General features: G+C 69.0%; 17 protein-coding genes and 1 pseudogene. 16 read left to right on the top strand and 2 right to left on the bottom strand.

Translation table 11 applies throughout. From position 1 onward, the window contains the following. Positions 1-158 precede the first annotated feature (158 nt). The 11 genes and pseudogenes from ACFYXB_RS41390 (at position 159) to ACFYXB_RS41340 (ending at position 9,754) form a co-directional block, all read left to right on the top strand. On the top strand, positions 159-827 hold the full coding sequence (locus tag ACFYXB_RS41390) for a response regulator transcription factor (RefSeq protein WP_351365783.1): 669 nt from the start codon (positions 159-161) through the stop codon (positions 825-827). Further along, positions 824-1,933 (top strand): sensor histidine kinase, encoded by a 1,110-nt coding sequence (locus ACFYXB_RS41385; RefSeq protein WP_389590308.1) that lies wholly within the window; start codon positions 824-826, stop codon positions 1,931-1,933. Before ACFYXB_RS41390 ends, ACFYXB_RS41385 begins: the two co-directional genes overlap by 4 nt. 382 nt (positions 1,934-2,315) lie before the next feature. Further along, complete coding sequence (locus tag ACFYXB_RS41380; protein ID WP_351365789.1) at positions 2,316-2,900, top strand: TerD family protein; 585 nt, start codon at positions 2,316-2,318, stop codon at positions 2,898-2,900. A 324-nt stretch (positions 2,901-3,224) separates the two neighbouring features. After that, a complete protein-coding gene (locus ACFYXB_RS41375) occupies positions 3,225-3,833 on the top strand; it encodes an AraC family transcriptional regulator (protein WP_351365792.1) in 609 nt (202 codons plus the stop codon). Between the two features lie 317 nt (positions 3,834-4,150). Then, positions 4,151-4,333 carry a hypothetical protein gene (locus tag ACFYXB_RS41370; RefSeq protein ID WP_389590306.1) on the top strand — a complete coding sequence of 61 codons (183 nt, stop codon included), beginning with the start codon at positions 4,151-4,153 and terminating at the stop codon, positions 4,331-4,333. Between the two features lie 399 nt (positions 4,334-4,732). Continuing rightward, the gene (locus ACFYXB_RS41365; RefSeq protein WP_389590304.1) at positions 4,733-5,416 is read left to right on the top strand and encodes an ArsR/SmtB family transcription factor; all 684 of its coding nucleotides are present in this window, start codon (positions 4,733-4,735) and stop codon (positions 5,414-5,416) included. Beyond that, a pseudogene (locus tag ACFYXB_RS41360) lies at positions 5,413-5,580 on the top strand (SRPBCC domain-containing protein); the annotation flags it as partial. The gene ACFYXB_RS41365 and the pseudogene ACFYXB_RS41360, both read left to right, overlap by 4 nt. A gap of 121 nt (positions 5,581-5,701) precedes the next feature. Beyond that, complete coding sequence (locus ACFYXB_RS41355; RefSeq protein ID WP_389590324.1) at positions 5,702-6,148, top strand: hypothetical protein; 447 nt, start codon at positions 5,702-5,704, stop codon at positions 6,146-6,148. Between the two features lie 191 nt (positions 6,149-6,339). Continuing rightward, complete coding sequence (locus ACFYXB_RS41350; RefSeq protein ID WP_389590302.1) at positions 6,340-6,912, top strand: dihydrofolate reductase family protein; 573 nt, start codon at positions 6,340-6,342, stop codon at positions 6,910-6,912. A gap of 377 nt (positions 6,913-7,289) precedes the next feature. Continuing rightward, the gene (locus ACFYXB_RS41345) at positions 7,290-8,918 is read left to right on the top strand and encodes an adenosine deaminase (RefSeq protein ID WP_389590300.1); all 1,629 of its coding nucleotides are present in this window, start codon (positions 7,290-7,292) and stop codon (positions 8,916-8,918) included. 425 nt (positions 8,919-9,343) lie between these two features. Continuing rightward, complete coding sequence (locus ACFYXB_RS41340; RefSeq protein WP_351364193.1) at positions 9,344-9,754, top strand: hypothetical protein; 411 nt, start codon at positions 9,344-9,346, stop codon at positions 9,752-9,754. Between the two features lie 473 nt (positions 9,755-10,227). Here the strand turns inward: ACFYXB_RS41340 and ACFYXB_RS41335 are convergent, their stop codons facing one another. Beyond that, positions 10,228-11,034, bottom strand: coding sequence for a maleylpyruvate isomerase family mycothiol-dependent enzyme (locus ACFYXB_RS41335; protein WP_389590298.1), 807 nt, complete (start codon positions 11,032-11,034; stop codon positions 10,228-10,230). Positions 11,035-11,368: 334 nt separating this feature from the next. On the opposite strand from ACFYXB_RS41335, the gene ACFYXB_RS41330 reads away from it, so the two are divergent. Further along, entirely contained in the window at positions 11,369-11,776 is a 408-nt protein-coding gene (locus ACFYXB_RS41330; RefSeq protein WP_389590296.1) for a YciI family protein, read from the top strand. A gap of 8 nt (positions 11,777-11,784) precedes the next feature. Continuing rightward, complete coding sequence (locus ACFYXB_RS41325) at positions 11,785-12,930, top strand: RNA polymerase sigma factor (protein ID WP_389590323.1); 1,146 nt, start codon at positions 11,785-11,787, stop codon at positions 12,928-12,930. Between the two features lie 784 nt (positions 12,931-13,714). On the opposite strand, the gene ACFYXB_RS41320 is transcribed toward ACFYXB_RS41325, so the two are convergent. Further along, on the bottom strand, positions 13,715-14,137 hold the full coding sequence (locus ACFYXB_RS41320) for a hypothetical protein (protein WP_351364220.1): 423 nt from the start codon (positions 14,135-14,137) through the stop codon (positions 13,715-13,717). A gap of 740 nt (positions 14,138-14,877) precedes the next feature. Between ACFYXB_RS41320 and ACFYXB_RS41315 the strand changes: the two genes are divergently transcribed. From ACFYXB_RS41315 to fmdA, 3 genes are all read left to right on the top strand, one after another. Next, positions 14,878-15,156 carry an FmdB family zinc ribbon protein gene (locus ACFYXB_RS41315; RefSeq protein WP_389590294.1) on the top strand — a complete coding sequence of 93 codons (279 nt, stop codon included), beginning with the start codon at positions 14,878-14,880 and terminating at the stop codon, positions 15,154-15,156. 81 nt (positions 15,157-15,237) lie between these two features. Then, the gene (locus tag ACFYXB_RS41310; protein WP_389590293.1) at positions 15,238-15,873 is read left to right on the top strand and encodes an AmiS/UreI family transporter; all 636 of its coding nucleotides are present in this window, start codon (positions 15,238-15,240) and stop codon (positions 15,871-15,873) included. 24 nt (positions 15,874-15,897) lie between these two features. Then, the gene (gene fmdA, locus ACFYXB_RS41305) at positions 15,898-17,148 is read left to right on the top strand and encodes a formamidase (protein WP_389590291.1); all 1,251 of its coding nucleotides are present in this window, start codon (positions 15,898-15,900) and stop codon (positions 17,146-17,148) included. Positions 17,149-17,624: the final 476 nt, after the last annotated feature.

Here is a 17,624-nt window from a genome sequence, read left to right as displayed (position 1 = left end):
GGTTTTGTGGGGGGGGGGGGGGGGGGGGGGGGCGGGGGCCCCCCCCCCCCCCGGGGGGGGGGGGGCCCCCCCGGGGGGGGGGGGGGGGGGCCCCCCCGCCCCCCCCCCCCCCCGACGTGGTAGGCATCCCATGGCGGCATGCGAGGAGCGGAGCGCACGTGATCCGGGTACTGGTGGTCGACGACGAGGCCCTGGTCCGCACGGGCTTCACGCACATTCTCAACGCGGCGGAAGACATCGAGGTGGTCGCGGCGGTCCCGGGCGGCGAGGCCGTGCGGACGGTGCGGGAGCTACGTCCTGACATCGTCCTGCTGGACATCCGGATGCCGGACGTCGACGGGCTCACCGTCCTGGCAGGTCTCCGCGGCCTTCCGGACCCCCCGGTGGTGGCCATGCTCACCACGTTCGACACCGACGATTACGTGGCGACCGCCCTCCGCGCGGGTGCCGCCGGGTTCCTGCTCAAGGACACGGACCCCGATCAGCTCCCCCACCTCGTACGCACCCTCGCCGAGGGCGGCCCTGCGCTGTCGTCCAAGGTCACCCGTACGGTGGTGGACGGTTACCTCGACCACGGCATGCGCGACCCTTCTGCCGTTCGTCTCGCCGCCCGGCTGACGGAGCGCGAGCGGGTCGTTCTCGTCCTCATGGCCGAGGGACTCGCCAACACCGATATCGGCGAACGGATGCACCTGAGCACCGGCACGGTCAAAGGCCATGTCAGCTCCGTTTTCAACAAGTTGCAGGTGACCAGCCGCGTCCAGGCGGCCGTGATCGCCGAGCGCGCGGGCCTGTTGGCGGCACCTCAGGTCAGGGACGCCCGATGAGCCCCCGGAGACCGTCGGGTCCCGTGCTGGACGCCGTTCTCGTCCTGGTCTCGCTGGCGGACGTATGGGTCCACGTCGATGTCGGCGCACGGCCGGCGACGGCCTGCGCGTTGCTCGGCGCCCTCGCCCTCACGCTGCGTCGGCGACTGCCGCTGGCGACCTTCCTGCTGACGCTCCCCAGCGCTCTGGTCACCGACGCGTCGCTCGCCCCCATGGCCGCCCTGTACACGCTCTCCTCGCTCAGCCGCCGACGCCTCCTGCTGGCCGCCTGCGCCCTCGCCTTCGCCGCGAGCGACTTCATGCCCTGGCCGTGGTCCTCGCTGAGGGTTACTGCATTCACCCGGGCCGACGACCTGTTCTACCTCAGCTACACGCTGGCCACCGCCACCGCCCCCGTCTTCTTGGGCCAGCTCGTACAGGCTCGACGCGAACTGTCCCTGCGGATCGCCGAGATCTCCGAGGCGCGTGAGCAGGAACGGCTCCTGACCGCGCAGAGCGTCCTGGCCAAGGAGCGCGCGCAGCTCGCCCGGGAGATGCACGACGTGGTCTCCCACCAGGTCAGCCTCATCGCCGTGCAGGCCGGGGCGCTCCAGGTCGGCGGCCGGGATGCCGAGACCAGGCAGGCCGCTGCCACGATCCGACGGCTCAGCGTGCAGACCCTCGACGAACTCCGGCACATGGTCAGCGTGCTGCGGGCCTCCGGCAGCCGACCCACAGAACTCACCCCCCAGCCTTCCCTCGGCGACCTGCAGCGACTGGTCGACGTCAGCGGCATCGAGGCGAAACTCGAGACCGACCTACCCGAAGACCTCCCTCCCGCCATCCAGCGAGCCGTCTACCGCACCGTCCAGGAAGCCCTGACCAACGTCCGCAAACACGCCCCCGGCGCCACAGCCACCGTCCGCATCCAACACAGAGACGGTGCCCTCCGGACCACCGTCACCAACACCGCGCCCACCCGACTCGCGCTCGCCCTGCCCAGCGCCCACCACGGGCTCGCCGGCCTGCGTCAACGCGCCGAGCTCCTCGGCGGCACCGTCGCCTGCGGCCACACGGCCGACGGCGGGTACGAGCTCCGCCTGGAACTGCCCGTCGACCCGAACTGACCCGCGCCGACACCACACACCGGCGTCCGTCTCTCCCCCCGGTTGGTCGTCGTATGCGCGTGGCGGACGAGTGGAGGCAACAGGCCGTCCCGGGCTGAGCGACGCAGGCCGACGCTCTCCCGATGACAAGGCTCACCCGACCACCAGTGACCCCTCCGCGTTCCCGTGACACGTTTCGCGGTTCGCCTGCTCCGTGAAGGGGAGGCGCCCGCCGCAATCGCGGCAAGTGCGGCGGGCGGACGCCAGGCATCGACCGGGAGACTCGCATCGTTCCTGCCCCGGGCAGGATCCGTTCGAAGACGGACCCTGGCCGCAGGGAACCGCCAAGGCACCAGGCACACTCTGCGTGTTGTAGACCCCTTGGCAGAAGGATGACCTACACATGATCACGCTCACGAAGGAAGACGGCCCGGCAGACCTGGACGGAGTGACCCATCTGTCCATCGGCGTGTCCTGGGACCCCACGGCGGGTACCAGCGGCGGTGTCATGGGCCGGCTCCGCCGCAAGGCAGGCACGGACCTCGACCTGATCGCCATCGCCATGCAGGGCGGGGATCCGGTGCGCCTGGCCGGCCTCGACTCGCTGGACCCCATGGGCAACGGCTCATTGGTGCACAGCGGCGACAACCAGACCGGGCGCGGGGACGGCGACGACGAGACCGTCACGGTCGAGTTCGCGCGCGTCCCGGGCAACATCACGGCGATCGTCTTCGTCGCTGCCGCCTTCAAGAGGGGCAGCTCCTTCCAGAAGGCGCGCAACATCAGCTTCAAGGTCTACGACTCGACCGGGGGAAGCTCCCAGCAGGTCGCCGACATATGGCCCAGCCTGCTCACCCAGGACAACGGCTGCGCCGTGGCCAAGGCCGTGCGGGTCGGCGACACGTGGAAACTCGAAGTCATCAATGTGACGGGGAAGATCAAGCAAGGTGACGAGCATGCCCTGATGCGCTTCGCCGTCAGCAAGTAGTACGTCGCTGGGGACAGGCGTCCGCAGGGTGTACGAACCCCGGGAGGTGGCCCGTGCCGCCGGCGCCCAGCGACGCACAACACGAGACTGTGCACAGGGCCAGGCCTGATCGGGCCACCCCCGTAACCGGGCGAGGTCGGCGTGTGTGCTGCCAGTCGTTCTTCCGGCCGACCTGCCCCGGCAGGCACAGTAAGTACGGCACTCAGGCTAGGAGCCCGAAACGCGGACCGCCCGTAGGCGTGCCACCAGCAGCTGATTGGCCCTCGCCCGGAACGGCGCGCCAGGGGAGACTGAGAATCTGATGCCGTACTTGAAGGAGTTGTGATGCAGGTAGCCGTGGTCACCTTCGACGGGTTCAACGAGCTCGACAGCTTCATTGCTTCCGCGCTGATCAATCGGTGCCGTAAGGACGGTTTGGAAGCCTTCATCACGACGCCGACGCCGGTGGTCACGTCGATGAACGGCGTCGAGGTGACCGGGCAGCGCCCGATGGAGTTCGTGACCGAAGCCGAGGTCGTGCTGATCGGTAGTGGCGTGAAGGCGCGAGACGTGGTCGCCGACGACCGGCTGATCTCCAGGCTGCTGCTCGACCCTTCGCGACAGCTGATCGGTTCGCAGTGCTCCGGCGCGCTGGTGCTCGCCCGGCTGGGGTTGCTGCATGGCATGCCGGCTTGCACGGACATGAAGAGCCGGCCCTTTGTCGAAGCCTGCGACGTCACCGTTCTGGACGCGCCGTTCCACGCCGAGGGGAACATCGCTACGGCGGGCGGTTGCCTGGCGTCCCAGTATCTCGCCACGTGGGTGATCACCCGAATGCTTGGGGAGGACGTCGCGCGCGACGTCATCGGCTACGTGGCTCCGGTCGGCGAAAACGAGGAGACTGTCGAGCGCGCCATGCGTGCCGTCCACGCGGGCGAGGTGGCACTGGGCTGACGCCCGCGCTCAGCCTTTTAGGGCCGCCCACAGTTGTCAAAGGTACGCGAGCATGTTGCGGTGCTCTCGCCCGGCTGGCCCGCGGGGCTCTCGCGCAGCCTGTCTTCACGGGCATCTTCCGTCAATACCTGGCCGAGTTGGTCAAGGAGCCGGCCGACCCGTGGTTGTGATCCGGTCGCGGTGATCAGCGACGGGCAGGGCCGGCGCCTACGGCTCGGTGCGGTGCGCCCTGGACGGATGCACGACGTCACCCAGGTCCGGACCGAGGGCATCGAAGAGCAACTCCAGCTGCACCCCACGGTGCAAGGCGGATCACGGTGGAACACGCCATCGCCGAGCCGAAGCAGTGGCGGTCGCTGCAACGCTGGATCGGCCGTCGCGAAACCGTGCCCGAGGTCATGGCCGCAATTGGCGGTCTGGTCTCGGACTGGGCCGCTCGGCGCGTCACCCTCCGCAGGCTGAGCGCCACACTCGTCCTGGCCGGTCCGCCGGCCTGCTGACGCCTACCGCGACGCAGTGGTCAAGACACGGACTGATTGCCCACTGACACTCGGGCTACCTATTCGGCACAAGGACTGACACACCTTCGTCGTCCCCGCCCACGGCGTCCTCCAGCGGCTCTGCGAGCGGCCCACGATCCAGTGCGATGCCCACGGGTTCCCCGAAGTTCCTCGGCGGCACGGAGCAGCGGACCAAGTGCCTGGTCGGGCTCGGGCGAACTCAAGGACTACTTCCACAGCAACGGACTGCAACGGGCTCATCCGGATGCTCCCGCTAGATGCGGAGCCGGGTGGCGTGCCCGACGAGGCACTGACGGCGGGGACCTCAGGCATCCGATCGACTCAGCCGACGACTTTTCTTTCCTTGACAATTTTTTTTGTCGGTCGCATCCTGGAGCGGTGCTGAACGTCGCTGTGATCGAAGAACCCGCCGCGGCCGAGGCGTCCCTGGACCCCATACGGTCGCGAATCCTCGCCGCCCTGGCCGAGCCCGGCTCGGCCGCCATGCTGGCCGCCCGCCTCGGGCTGCCCCGGCAGAAGGTCAACTACCACCTGAAGGAACTGGAGCGTCACGTCCTGGTCGAACTCGCCGAGGAGCGGCGCAAGGGCAACGTCACCGAACGGGTGTACCGCGCCACCGCCGCCTCTTACGTGATCTCTCCCAGTGCCTTGGCCGCCGTCAGCCCGGACCCGTCCCGGTCGCCGGACCAGCTCTCCGCTCGCCGGCTGCTGGCGCTGGGGGCGCGGCTGGTGCAGGAGGTCGGCGCTCTGTTGACCGGCGCCTCCCGGGCCGGGCGGCGGGTCTCCGCTTTCGGCATCGACGCGGAGGTGCGGTTCGCCCCCGCGACCGACCGGACGGCCTTCGCCCACGAGCTGGCCCAGGCCGTGGCGGCCCTCGTGGGCCACTACCACGACGAGTTCACCCCCGGGGCCCGCAGCCACCGGGTGATCGTCGGGCTCCACCAGATCCCCGCCGCACCCTCCGGCGCCCCGGGGAGCCCGGCCGAAGCGCAGCAGAAGACCGGGGGATTCCAGCGAACGACGATCCCGAAGCACGACGCGCGACAGGAGAGCCCGCGATGACGCGCCCCTTTGAGATCGAGCAGGAGGCGACCCTGCCGGCGAGTCCCGAACAGGTCTGGGAGGCGATCGCCACCGGACCGGAGATCGACTCCTGGTTCCTGGGGCGCAACGAGGTGGAGCCCCGCGAGGGCGGGACCGCCGCCATGGACACCGGGGGCAACCGGGAGGAGTCGGTGGTCACCGCCTACGAACCCGGCAAACGCTTCGCCACTCGCACGGCCACCGTCGAGGACGGCCGCTTCATGGCCTTCGAGTACCTGATCGAGGGGCGACGGCGGCAGCACCGTGCTCCGCATCGTCCAGAGCGGCGTGCTCGGCGACGACTGGCAGGACGAGTACGACGCGCTGCGCCGCGGCTGGCCCTTCCACCTCCACACGCTCCGCGAGTACTTGGCCCACTTTCCGGGACGTACCGGCATCCCCGTCTTCGCCATGGCACCGTCCGGCGAACAGCCTGCGCAGGTGGTCCGGGCGGCCCTCACCCGCGGGCTGTCGCTACCGAGCCCGGTCGCCGTGGGCGCGCGGGCGCACGCCGAGCCGGCCGGCCTGCCGCCGGTGGACGGCGAAGTGACCTGGTCGGACGACGAGCGCATCGAGGTCCGCACCGCCGACGGGATCTACACCTTCCACCACTTCCCCGGCGTGGTGCTGATGTTTCACCACCTCTTCGGCCCGGACACGGACAGCGCCGAGGCCGCCTGGCAGCAATGGCTGACCGGCCTCCTCGCCTGACCCCTGGCGCGCCCGAGCGCGCGCCCGCACAGTCGGGCACCCGGATCCGCTTCGCCCCCGGAACTGCCGGACCAGCCGCTCTTAGCAGCGGTCACCGGCACCTCAGCATCGGGGCGCCTGCGCCGTGAACGCGGCCCAAGCGCGCACCGAGCAGTCACACAACACATCCAAGTCACCGAGGAGAATTTCCCATGCGCACTCTGATCAGCACGGCCTTCGTCTCGCTCGACGGCGTCGTGGAGGCGCCGGGCGGTGAACCCGGCTACCGCAACTCCGGATGGACCTTCAAGGAGGTCGAGTTCGTCCCCGAGGCGTTCGAGATCAAGGAGCGGGAACAGCAGGAGTCCACCGCGATCCTGGTGGGCCGGGTCAGCTACGAGGTGTTCAGCCCTGTGTGGCCGGACATGGCGGAGTTCGCGCGCTACAAGACGATGCCGAAGTACGTCGTCTCCACCACCCTCACCGAGGACAAGCTGGTCTCCAACTGGGGCGAGACCACAATCCTGCGCTCCCTCGACGAGGTCGCCGCCCTCAAGGAGACCGACGGCAGCCCGATCATCGTCCACGGCAGCGCCTCCCTGAACCATGCCCTCTCCGACGCCGGCCTGATCGACCGCTACCACCTGCTCGTCTACCCGCTGCTGCTCGGCGCCGGCAAGCGCCTGTTCAGCACCACGGACAAGGACACCCAGAAGCTGAAGCTGGTCGAGCACGAGGTCTACAGCAACGGCCTGCAGAAGCAGGTCCTCGACGTCGTCCACTGACGACGCTGCGGGCCTCCCGCTCCGCCCCTGCCCGGGAAGGCGGACACCACCCGGGCCACCTGCCATCACAGGCACGTGCTGATGCTCATCAACGCCGTGGGCCAGGCAACGCAGCTTGGCCCACGGCCAGTACCCACGGGCAGCGTGCCGCCACCGGCCTCCATTCCAGGGCCGGGGCCAACGCCTTCGGCGCCAGGGTCGACAGCACATGGGCCGTCAATGGGGTGACGGTCCGTCAGCACGACGTCGATGACTGCTTCGCTGCCGCGGCGCGCCGATCCGCCCGTTTCGCCCACCCGGCGCAGGTGCCCCCTGTCGAGTGACCCTGGTCCGCCCGCAGCGCGGCATCGCGACTTCGCCGCGCACCGGTGGTGATCATGCCGAGCGTGACCAATCGAACCAGACCCCGCGCTCCGGGACACAGGGCCCTGACCGCCTGTTCCCTCGGCCTGTTCGCCGTTCTGCCCACGCTGCCCGCGCTGCCCGCCTCCGCCGCGAGTGCTCACCCGACGGCCCGCGCGCACCACGTCACCCTGCCGTCTCTGCCGGGGCCGGAGAGGCGTACGGCCGCATATCTGGAGGCCATCCGGCACAACCCGCAGCTGCTGCACCGTTTCATCGAGCGGATGCCCAAGGGCGGCGACCTGCACAACCACCTCTCCGGGGCGGTGACGACCGAGTACCTGATCCAGCTCGCCGCCGAGGACGGGCTCTGCATCGACACCGGCACGATGACCGCCCTGGCCCCGCCGTGCGGTCCCGGTACCCGCCCGGCCGCGGAGGCACGCTCCGACCGCGCTTTCCGCGACGCGATCGTGCGGGCATGGTCCATGCAGGACTTTCCCGCTGACGGCAACGGTCACGATCACTTCTTCGCCACCTTCGCCAAATTCGGCGAAGTGACCTGGCGGCACCCGGGCAAGATGCTCGCGGAGGTCGCCGACACGGTGGCCGAGCAGAACCAGTTCTACCTCGAGACGATGACCACCCCCGCCTCCGACGGTGCCAAGAAGCTGGCCGCCGAAGTCGGCTGGGACGACGACCTCGCGCGCCTGCACGGCAAACTCATCGCCGGAGGCAAGCTGGACCGCCTGGTCGCACAGGCCCGCCAGGAGGCCGACAACGCCGCAACCGAATTCAGCGCCACCGCGCACTGCGGCACCGACCGCGCCCGGCCCGGCTGCGCGCTCGAAGTCCGATGGATCTCACAGGGCTCACGAGGCAGTGTGCCCGAACAGGTCTTCACCCAGCTCGCCCTGGGCATGCGGCTGGCCGAGCGCGACGACCGGTTCGTCGCCGTGAACCTGGTACAGCCGGAGGACGGCGAACGTGCCCTTGCCGACTACCGGCTGCAGATGCGCATGGTGAAGTACCTTCACCGCGTCTATCCACGTGCTCACGTCACCCTGCACGCGGGCGAGTTGTGGCCGGGCCTGGTCAAGCCCGAAGACCTCAGCTTCCACATCAAAGAGGCCGTCGACGTCGCGGGCGCCGAACGCATCGGCCACGGCGTCGACCTCGTCCACGAGGACGACTGGCAACACACCGCCCGCACCATGGCCGCCCACGAGATCGCGGTCGAGGTGCCGTTCACCAGCAACGCCCAGATCCTCGGCGTCAAGGGCGCCGACCACCCCTTCACCACCTACCGGCGCTTCGGCGTACCGGTCGTGCTGGCCACCGACGACCCGGGCGTCAGCCGCACCGACATCACCCACGAGTACGCGTATGCCACCGAGACCTACGGCCTGACCTACCCCGTCCTGAAGAACCTCGCCCGGGCCTCGCTCGAGTACGCCTTCCTGCCCGGCCAGAGCATCTGGCGGGGCAACCCGACCCGGGACGGGTACCACCTCGTCAGCGCCTGCGCCACCGAACAGCCCGGCTCCACCCAGCCCCGCCCGCAATGCCGCCGTCTGCTCGCCAACAGCCCAAAGGCCAAGGCCGCGTGGCGGCAGGAGGCATCCTTCCGCGACTTCGAGCGCACCTTCGGCAGCGGCCACTGAACGCGGCCGGCCCCTTGGAGGACGTCACGCCATCCGGATACTCGGACGGGTGGCTCTGGCCAGCTTCTTGGTAACTCGGGACCGGCCGACCACCCCGCCGAGGCGGTCGGCCGGTCCGTGTGGGTACGGCGATCTCGGCCGACGCCCCATGAGTCACGCCGAGAATCCACGGACGTCCATGACGCGATGCCGCGCGGGCGCCACCCGATCACCTGCGCTCGCGACCTCGCCGTACACGCGGCTTCGATCCGACACCCCACCAACGGACCCGATGGGGCTCTCAGGTAGCACACGAGATATTCCCGAGCGGGACGAGGCACCATCAAGCGGGTCCGGTCGGCCCAGCGACCGGCCACCCGCCCTCGCTTCCCTCACGGCACCAACCGGAGCCTGCAGCGGGGGCCAGACAACGGGAGGGGACACCCATGGCCGCGCGCCGACAGCGCCGAATCGCGACCGCCCTTGCCGCAGCCACCGCCACGCTCACTGTCGGCCTCGCCACCGGCTGCTCCACCGTCGACAGGGCTCTGGACTGCATGCAGACCGCCCACTCCATCGCCGAGAACGTCACCGATCTTCAGTTCGCGGCCGCGCACGCGGCCGTCAATCCGGACAGGACCGATGCCTCCCTCAAGTCCATAGACAAGAACCTGAAGGAAATGGAGGACACAGGAGAGAAGGCAGGCGACACGGATGTCACCAAGGCGGTCCACGAACTGACCAAGGCAGTCGACAACGTACGCACGTCAATCAAGAACGGCGACAAGACCCCGGACCTGACGCCGCTCACCGACGCGGCCGACGACCTCACCAAGGCCTGCACCACTCGACACTGATGGCAACTCCCGATGTGAACCGTTCCGGGTTCGGTGGGGCGATGTGCCCCGACTTGTGTGGAGCCGCGTCGCTGGGTTTCACGCTACAGGCGGTTGTCGCAGCTCGTACTGGACTGGGGTGAGCATTCCCAGTGCGGAGTGCGATCCGCGACTCTGCGCGGCCATCGTCGACCGGCTGACCTTCAACGGCGCCAACATCCGGACCGGCACCTAGTCCTACCGCCTCGCCCACACCAAGGCCCAGGCCAGCTGACCCGGGCGCCACACGGGAGGGGCCGCCCGATAACCAGCCCAGCCAAGAGTCGGAATGGCCGGTCAAGGGTGATCGAAGGTCATCGCCGCAGGCGACGCCGAAGGCGCCCTTGACGGGACGTTCCGGCTCTCATCGTGATCCAGCGGGCGGCCCCGCAGCACCCGAGTGACGGCTCGGTGAGCACGGCCAGGGCGTCGACCTCGACCCGGAACCCGGCGTTCTACTCCTCCGGCTCCCAGGCCTGGAGCAGGTCGAAGAGACGTCGGTCGCCGTCGAGCTTCAGGGAGTCCACCGGAATACGGCCGTACAGGGTGAGGACCAGCTCGCCGGCCGTGCCCCGGGCAGAGGCGGCGGCCGCGTCCGGGCCCTCGCCGGCAGCGATGGCGGGCATTGTGCCGGGCGTGGGGAGACGGGTGATCCGTGCGCCGTCGGCGGAGAGCGAGAGGCGCCAGGAGCGGCCCTCGGTGGCGTGGAAGTCGACGGCAGCGGGCTTGTGCGGCCAGGCACTCGTCGTTGCGCAGCAGGTGGACAGGAACTCGTCGACACCGTCGAGTGCCACCTGGTCCGGCAACGACTGCGGGGCACCCACGGTGATCTGGGCGTCGTAGGTGTGCACCGCGATCTCCTGTACCTGGTGCCGAGCGACGGCACCGGACGTCTGCGGCGACTCCGACGTACCCCACCACGTCCAGCAACCGCGATCCGGCCCGGCCTCCCGTAGTGCGTCCAGTAGTTGCTGCGTCGACGCGGCCAACCAGGCCAGCAGGGCCTCGCGCTCCCGGGGCGCAGCCGGGGCGCCCTCCGATGCGGACTTGGCCGGGGGAGCGGCGGCAGGCCCTGCGGCGACGGTGGCGGCCCAGAAGCGGCGCCTCTCGCCCAAGTGCTGCACCAGATCGAACAGCGTCCACTCGGGGCAGGTCGGCACCTGCACGTCGAGGCTTGGCGCGGAGGCGACCGCGGCACGGAAGGCGGTCGACCGTTCGTCGATCAGTCGCAGCAGGACGGCGAACTCAAGTGTCGTTGTCACGCTGACTCTCTATCACCGGGTTCCGACCATCGGACAGCGATTTTCACAGCCGCCGCGGCGGGCGCGCGGTATGGGCCGCGCGCCCTCGGATGACGCGGTGTTCTGCTCAGATCGGGCGCGGTCGGCGCGGCCACGGTTCTCGGTCGAATCCTGAAGCTGCGGATTTCCCACCGCTGCCAACCGTCCGGGTCGGGCTTGGGCGATGTGCAGTCATCGATGAGCTGTCAGAAGGCGTTCTCGTTCATGGGCGCAGTATGTCGAGAACCCGCGACTGGCTCCGTCCCCGGGGTGGACGTGACCAAAATGGGTTGCACCAGCACCGAGGAGAAACACGATGGCCAAGTACCTGCTGCTCAAGCACTACCGCGGCGCTCCGGCTCCGGTCAACGACGTGCCCATGGACCAGTGGACGCCGGAGGAGATCTCGGCGCACGTGCAGTACATGCAGGACTTCGCGGCCCGGCTCGAGGGGACCGGCGAGTTCGTCGACGGTCAGGCGCTTGCCCCGGAGGGGGCGTTCGTCCGGTACGACGGTGAGGGGCGCCCGCCGGTCACCGACGGCCCGTTCGCCGAGACCAAGGACCTCATCGCCGGCTGGATGGTGATCGACGTCGACAGTTACGAGCGCGCCGTCGAGCTGGCCGGGGACCTGTCGGCCGCCCCCGGGGCGGGCGGGAAGCCGATCCACGAGTGGCTGGAGCTGCGCCCGTTCCTGGCCGAGCCGCCCACCATCACGGAGTGACCTCATCGATGAACGAGGCCCTGGTCCGGAGCCTCACGCCGAGCGTGCTCGGGATCCTCGTCCGCCGCGGAGCCGACTTCGCGGCGGCCGAGGACGCCGTGCAGGAAGCGCTGGTCGAGGCGGTCCGCGTCTGGCGGGCCGCCCCGCCGCGGGACCCCAAGGGCTGGCTGGTCACCGTGGCCTGGCGCAAGTTCCTCGACGCGACCCGGGCGGACACCGCCCGCCGCCGACGTGAGGACCTCGTCGACGAGGAGCCGGCGCCCGGGCCCGCGCCCGCGGTGGACGACACGCTCCAGCTCTACTTCCTGTGCGCCCACCCGTCGCTGACGCCGTCGTCCGCGGTCGCGCTCACGCTGCGCGCCGTCGGCGGGCTGACCACCCGCCAGATCGCCCAGGCCTATCTGGTGCCCGAGGCGACCATGGCGCAGCGCATCAGCCGGGCCAAGCGCACCATCTCCGGCGTGCGGTTCGACCAGCCCGGCGATGTCGCCACCGTGCTGCGCGTCCTCTACCTGGTCTTCAACGAGGGCTACTCGGGCGACGTCGACCTCGCCGCCGAGTCCATCCGGCTCACCCGGCAGCTCGCGGCCGCGATCGACCACCCCGAAGTGGCGGGGCTGCTCGCCCTCATGCTGCTCCACCACGCCCGGCGCGCCACCCGGACCGCGCCCGACGGCAGTCTGGTGCCGCTCGCCGAGCAGGACCGCGGCCGGTGGGACACCGAGTCGATCGCCGAGGGGGTCGAGATCCTGCAGTCGGCCCTCGCCCGCGACCGGCTGGGCGAGTTCCAGGCCCAGGCCGCCATCGCGGCACTCCACGCCGACGCGCCCACCGCCGAGGAGACCGACTGGGTGCAGATCGTCGAGTGGTTCGACGAGCTCGCGCGCCTGACCGACAGCCCGGTCGTCCGGCTCAACCGCGCAGTGGCCGTCGGCGAGGCCGACGGACCGCGCGCCGGACTGGCGGCGCTCGCGGCGCTGAACGACTCACTGCCCCGCCACGCTGCGGTGGCGGCGTACCTCCACGAGCGCGACGGCGACCTGGCGACGGCGGCACGGCTGTACGCCGAGGCGGCCCAAAAGGCACCCAACCTCGCCGAGCGCGATTACCTGATGCGCCAGGCCGCCCGGCTCAACGCCCGCCGCTGTCCCTGACGGGGAAGCACACGGTCCGGGTACTGACCCGAGGTCCTGGCAGGGCTTTGCCCGCACGGCACGAACGAGCCCGCGGCGATGGAGGCGGGCCGGCGGCGAAGTCGTGTCCACCATCACGGTGAAGGCCCAAGGAGCGCGCCCGTGATGGACGCGCCCCTCGTGTGCCTGGGACGACCGCTAGCGGAGCACGATGATCACGAATCCTCCGTGGTCGAATCGGCCGTCGAAGCAACGCCAGTTGTCGAGGTCGAAGCACCTATCGGAGGTCACATGGGTGTGTACGGCAGGGGCTGCTGCCGCGGCTGTGCATGCTGCGCCGATCGCAGCGCCGCCGGCGGTTGTAGGGGTCGACCGTGCATTCGAGGAGCTCGTCTCGCATCCAAGATCCCCGCTGCACGGGAACCGGCCGCCGCCCAGGGGCGTATCCCCCGGTTGCGGCCTTACTTTCAGTACGTCAGCGGCGCCCTTTTGGATTGGTGCTCTGGCGGGAAGACCGCGATACGACGGGCAATTCTCGCAAACGACCCGAGGACCGGCTCCTCCCACTCGCCCAAGGTACGTGCCGACGCTGTTCGTCTGCCGTGCATCCGGAGCTGTCCATGCCGGGGTGCGGAACTCACGCCTGTCGTCGCTCGTGCTCGACGAAGTCCTGGCGGTACGGGCACTGCACGAGAAGCCGCTCGCCGCCTGGGCCCGGCGCGACGAATGAGGGACGCCGGTCGGGCTGCACCCCTCGAGTGCCGCCCGCCCGGCGTCCGCACGACCGGTACGCGCCCTCAGCGCGTCAGAGCTGTCCGCCGATCTCACACGCCCGGCACGGCGGCCGACCGCAGGTGCACTGCATGATCGCTTCGAGGACGTCCCGGTCGTGGTACAGGCATTCGTCCTTGCAGGTGTGGCGGGGAATGAATCCCGCCGGGATCTCGCCGGGCCACGGCTCATGACCGTCCCGGCAGCGGGCGAACCGCTCGGGGTCGCTGGAGTGCAGTTCGTGCATGCCCGACCGCGCCTCGTCCTCCAGCTCCCGAACCCGCTGCAGCAGGGCCGTGAGCTCGGCGGCGAGTCCGTCATACCGGTCGGCGCCGGTCCTCACCTGTGCGGCCCGCAGTGCCATCGCTGCGTTGCCGAGAAACCTGCCGGCATCCTGGAGGTCGGTCACGTGATGCATCTGAATGCCGTTCACGCCCCGTACCCACACGGCGTCCATGCTGCTCACTGATCCACCTTCCCGGCGAGCGTTCACCTTGTTTTACTTGCCAAGCAGTATGCGCGGCGCCGCTGTCTTCGCATAGTGAAAAATCAAACCATTAAGGACGCTAAAGCCCCCGATCACGCCCGTCCAGCGAAATTCGCCGTGAGTCGGCTCACAGCAGGCATTGGCTCGCAGCAGACAAGGGTGGACCTTCCGCGGAATCCGCTGCTGTTTTATTGTCCGCGGCCGTTATTCGTGAACCGGCGACCGTGCAGGAGCGCGCTCCCCTCCCGGCGGGACCACCGCCGTCGCCGTTCGGGCACTCCGGTCGGATGGGGCCCCGTCGAGCCGACCCTCCCGGGTCTCCCGGGTCTCCCGGGTGTCAGGGCACAGCGCGCCTGCGCCGAGACGGGTCGCAGCGTCCGCAGGATCCTGAGAGCGCATCGGAAGGATCTTTGCCATGGCTGTCCTGCACCATTGGGTAATGAGGCGGGTGTCCACATTCAGTTACGAGTTGGGCGGGTTGTGCGACCAAGGGCACGTCGGGAAATCGCGGATATACGACGCGTCAAGCCGTGCGCTCGGTTTACCGACCACCGCGGAGCCGGGCTCCCCGTAAGGGAGTTTGTGAGACTTGACACGCGGATGGGCGAGTCGTCTCCTTGAAAGGGAAGAATCATTGCGGCGTGTGCGAGCTTGCCTGCCGCGCCATATTTCAGGGTTGGCCAGCGTCCACCGGCACCCGGAGGTTGCTGATGGCAACCTACGAATATCTATGCAGCCGTTGTGGGCCTTTCGATGTGAAGTTGGCGATCGGGACTGCGCCCCCCGTTCATGGCTGCCCTGTCTGCGCAGGCACTGCAAGACGCGTGTACTCCTCCCCCGGCCTGGCGCTGACCTCGCACACGGTCGCCGCCCTCCATGAGCGGGAGGAGCAGTCACGTGATGCCCCGGCGGTGGTTTCCGAAGTGCCGCCGGGCAGAAGGGCGCCACGACACCCGCACCCCGCGCTCTCGCGGTTGCCTCGACCCTGAGGGCGGTGGTCGACGCGGCAGAACCTCTCAGGCGGATTTCGACAACTCCGTACCCCACGTGGGCTTAGAAGGTGCATGCCCGTGGCGAATGTTGGACTCCTCTTCGTCGGTGCGGTGCTGTTCATGAACGGGCTACTGCTGCTGGGGAAAGTCGATGCACGCTCCGCAGCCGTGTTCAATCTCTTCGTGGGCGCACTGCAGGTGCTGACGCCGACCTACCTCATCTTCACGGCCAACGGTGACCAGGACACAATTCTGGCGGCATCCGGGATCTACCTGTTCGGATTCACGTACCTGTATGTGGGAATCGTCCTCCTCGCCGGCATCGACAACATCTGCGTCGGCTACTACTCCCTGTTCGTGGCGATCGTGGCGCTGGGGTATTCGTTCGTCAATTTCCACCTCTTCAAGGACTACCCATTCGGGGTGATCTGGCTGTACTGGGCTTTCCTGTGGGCCCTGTTCTTCGTGGTGCTCGGTCTCAAGAGGACGGAGCTCAACACCTATGTCGGCTGGGTGACGGCGATCGAGGGCTGGGTCACCGGTGTGATCCCCGCGGCGATGCTGCTGTCCGGCTACTGGAAGCACACGACGGAGATCGCCATCGCCCTGGGCGCCTTCGGCGTCGTGGTGTTCGCGGCGCTGTGGCCGCTCACACGGTCTCGGCAGCCGACCCGTGCGGGCCCGGCGGCCGGAAGCGTGAGCGCACCCACGTAACCGGATCAGACGTAAGGAACTGTTATGCCCGAAGTCATCTTCCATGTGGACCAGACCAAGTCGATGCGCGACCAGGATGTCCCCGGACACAACAGGTGGCACCCGGACATCCCCGCCGTCACCGTGGTCAAGCCGGGAGCCGAGTTCCGCTTGGAAACCCGTGACTGGACCGACTGCCAGGTCGGCAACAACGACTCCGCCAACGATGTACGCGACATCGACCTGACCATCCCTCATATGCTCAGCGGCCCAATAGGTGTGGAGGGCGCCGAACCCGGCGACCTGCTCGTCGTCGACATCCTCGACCTCGGACCCGTCCCCCAGCAGACCGGCGACGCGGCCGGCCAGGGCTGGGGCTACACCGGCATCTTCGCCAAGGCCAACGGCGGCGGCTTCCTGACCGACTACTTCCCCGACGCCTACAAAGCGATATGGGACCTCCACGGACAGCAGGCCGTCTCCCGTCATCTGCCCGGGATCCGCTACACCGGCATCACCCACCCCGGGCTGTTCGGAACGGCACCGTCGGCCGAGTTGCTCGCCCGCTGGAACGCCCGCGAGAAGGCACTGATCGACACCGACCCGAACCGGGTCCCGCCCCTCGCCGTACCCCCGGACACCAACAACGCACTCGCCGGCACGGCCAGCGGAGACCTCGCCACGCGCATCACCTCGGAGGGCGCCCGCACGGTGCCGGCCCGTGAGAACGGAGGCAACCAGGACATCAAGAACATGACCCGGGGCTCGCGGGCCTTCTTCCCCGTGTACGTCGAGGATGCCAAGCTCTCCGCCGGCGACCTGCACTTCAGCCAGGGCGACGGAGAGATCAGCTTCTGCGGCGCCATCGAGATGGGCGGCTTCATCGACTTCCATGTCGACCTGATCAAGGGCGGCATGGAGACGTACGGCATCTCCACCAACCCGGTGTTCATGCCCGGCAACGTCGAGCCGCGCTACACGGAGTACATCAGTTTTATCGGAGTCTCCGTCGACCACGACACGGACACCAACTTCTATATGGACGCGACGCTGGCCTACCGCCGGGCCTGCCTCAATGCCATCGAGTACTTCAAGAAGTTCGGCTACAGCGGTGAACAGGCCTACCTGCTGCTCGGCTCCGCACCCATCGAGGGACGTATCAGCGGCATCGTCGACATCCCCAACGCCTGCTGCTCGCTCTACGTGCCCACCGCCATGTTCGACTTCGACGTCCGGCCCAGCGCGGCCGGACCGATGAAGGCCGACCGCGGCAGGAGCGCGGTGGCCACCGCCTGACCGGACGGCCACGCCTCATCGCAGCAACGGTCCCGCAGCTACTACCTGCGGGACCGTCCAATGCCGCTGCGGACCAACCGCGCTAGTTGTGTAGGGATCCACAGCTGAAGGGCCGTACAGACAAAGCCGACTCCGGTGACGCCATGTGACCGAACGACTACGATGCCCCATCGGCTGGGTGAGGGCGGGGATCGATGACAACGGCCATCCATGAGCGGTACACGAAAGAGATCTATGACGGGCTCGGCTACTTCGCCGTGTGGATGCCCAACAGTCCGGTCTCGCTCGGGGACGTCGGAGTCTTGCGTGGACGGCGGTTCCACCGCATGACATCGCTCGCGGAACTCAGCGTCGCCTTCGACACGGTCGGTCCAGGGGCCCCCATCCCTGTTCTCGGCAGGGGACGCCCGGCTTCAGCCGGGTGGGGAATGCCGTCCTTGGACCTGCGTTGCGGAGCGACGCAGCGTCGCTCCGCG

The organism is Streptomyces sp. NPDC002619, from assembly GCF_042889305.1.
In the GTDB taxonomy this organism is placed as follows: domain Bacteria; phylum Actinomycetota; class Actinomycetes; order Streptomycetales; family Streptomycetaceae; genus Streptomyces.
Note: the sequence above shows the minus strand (reverse complement) of the source record. Positions and strands in the feature narration are given on the sequence as shown.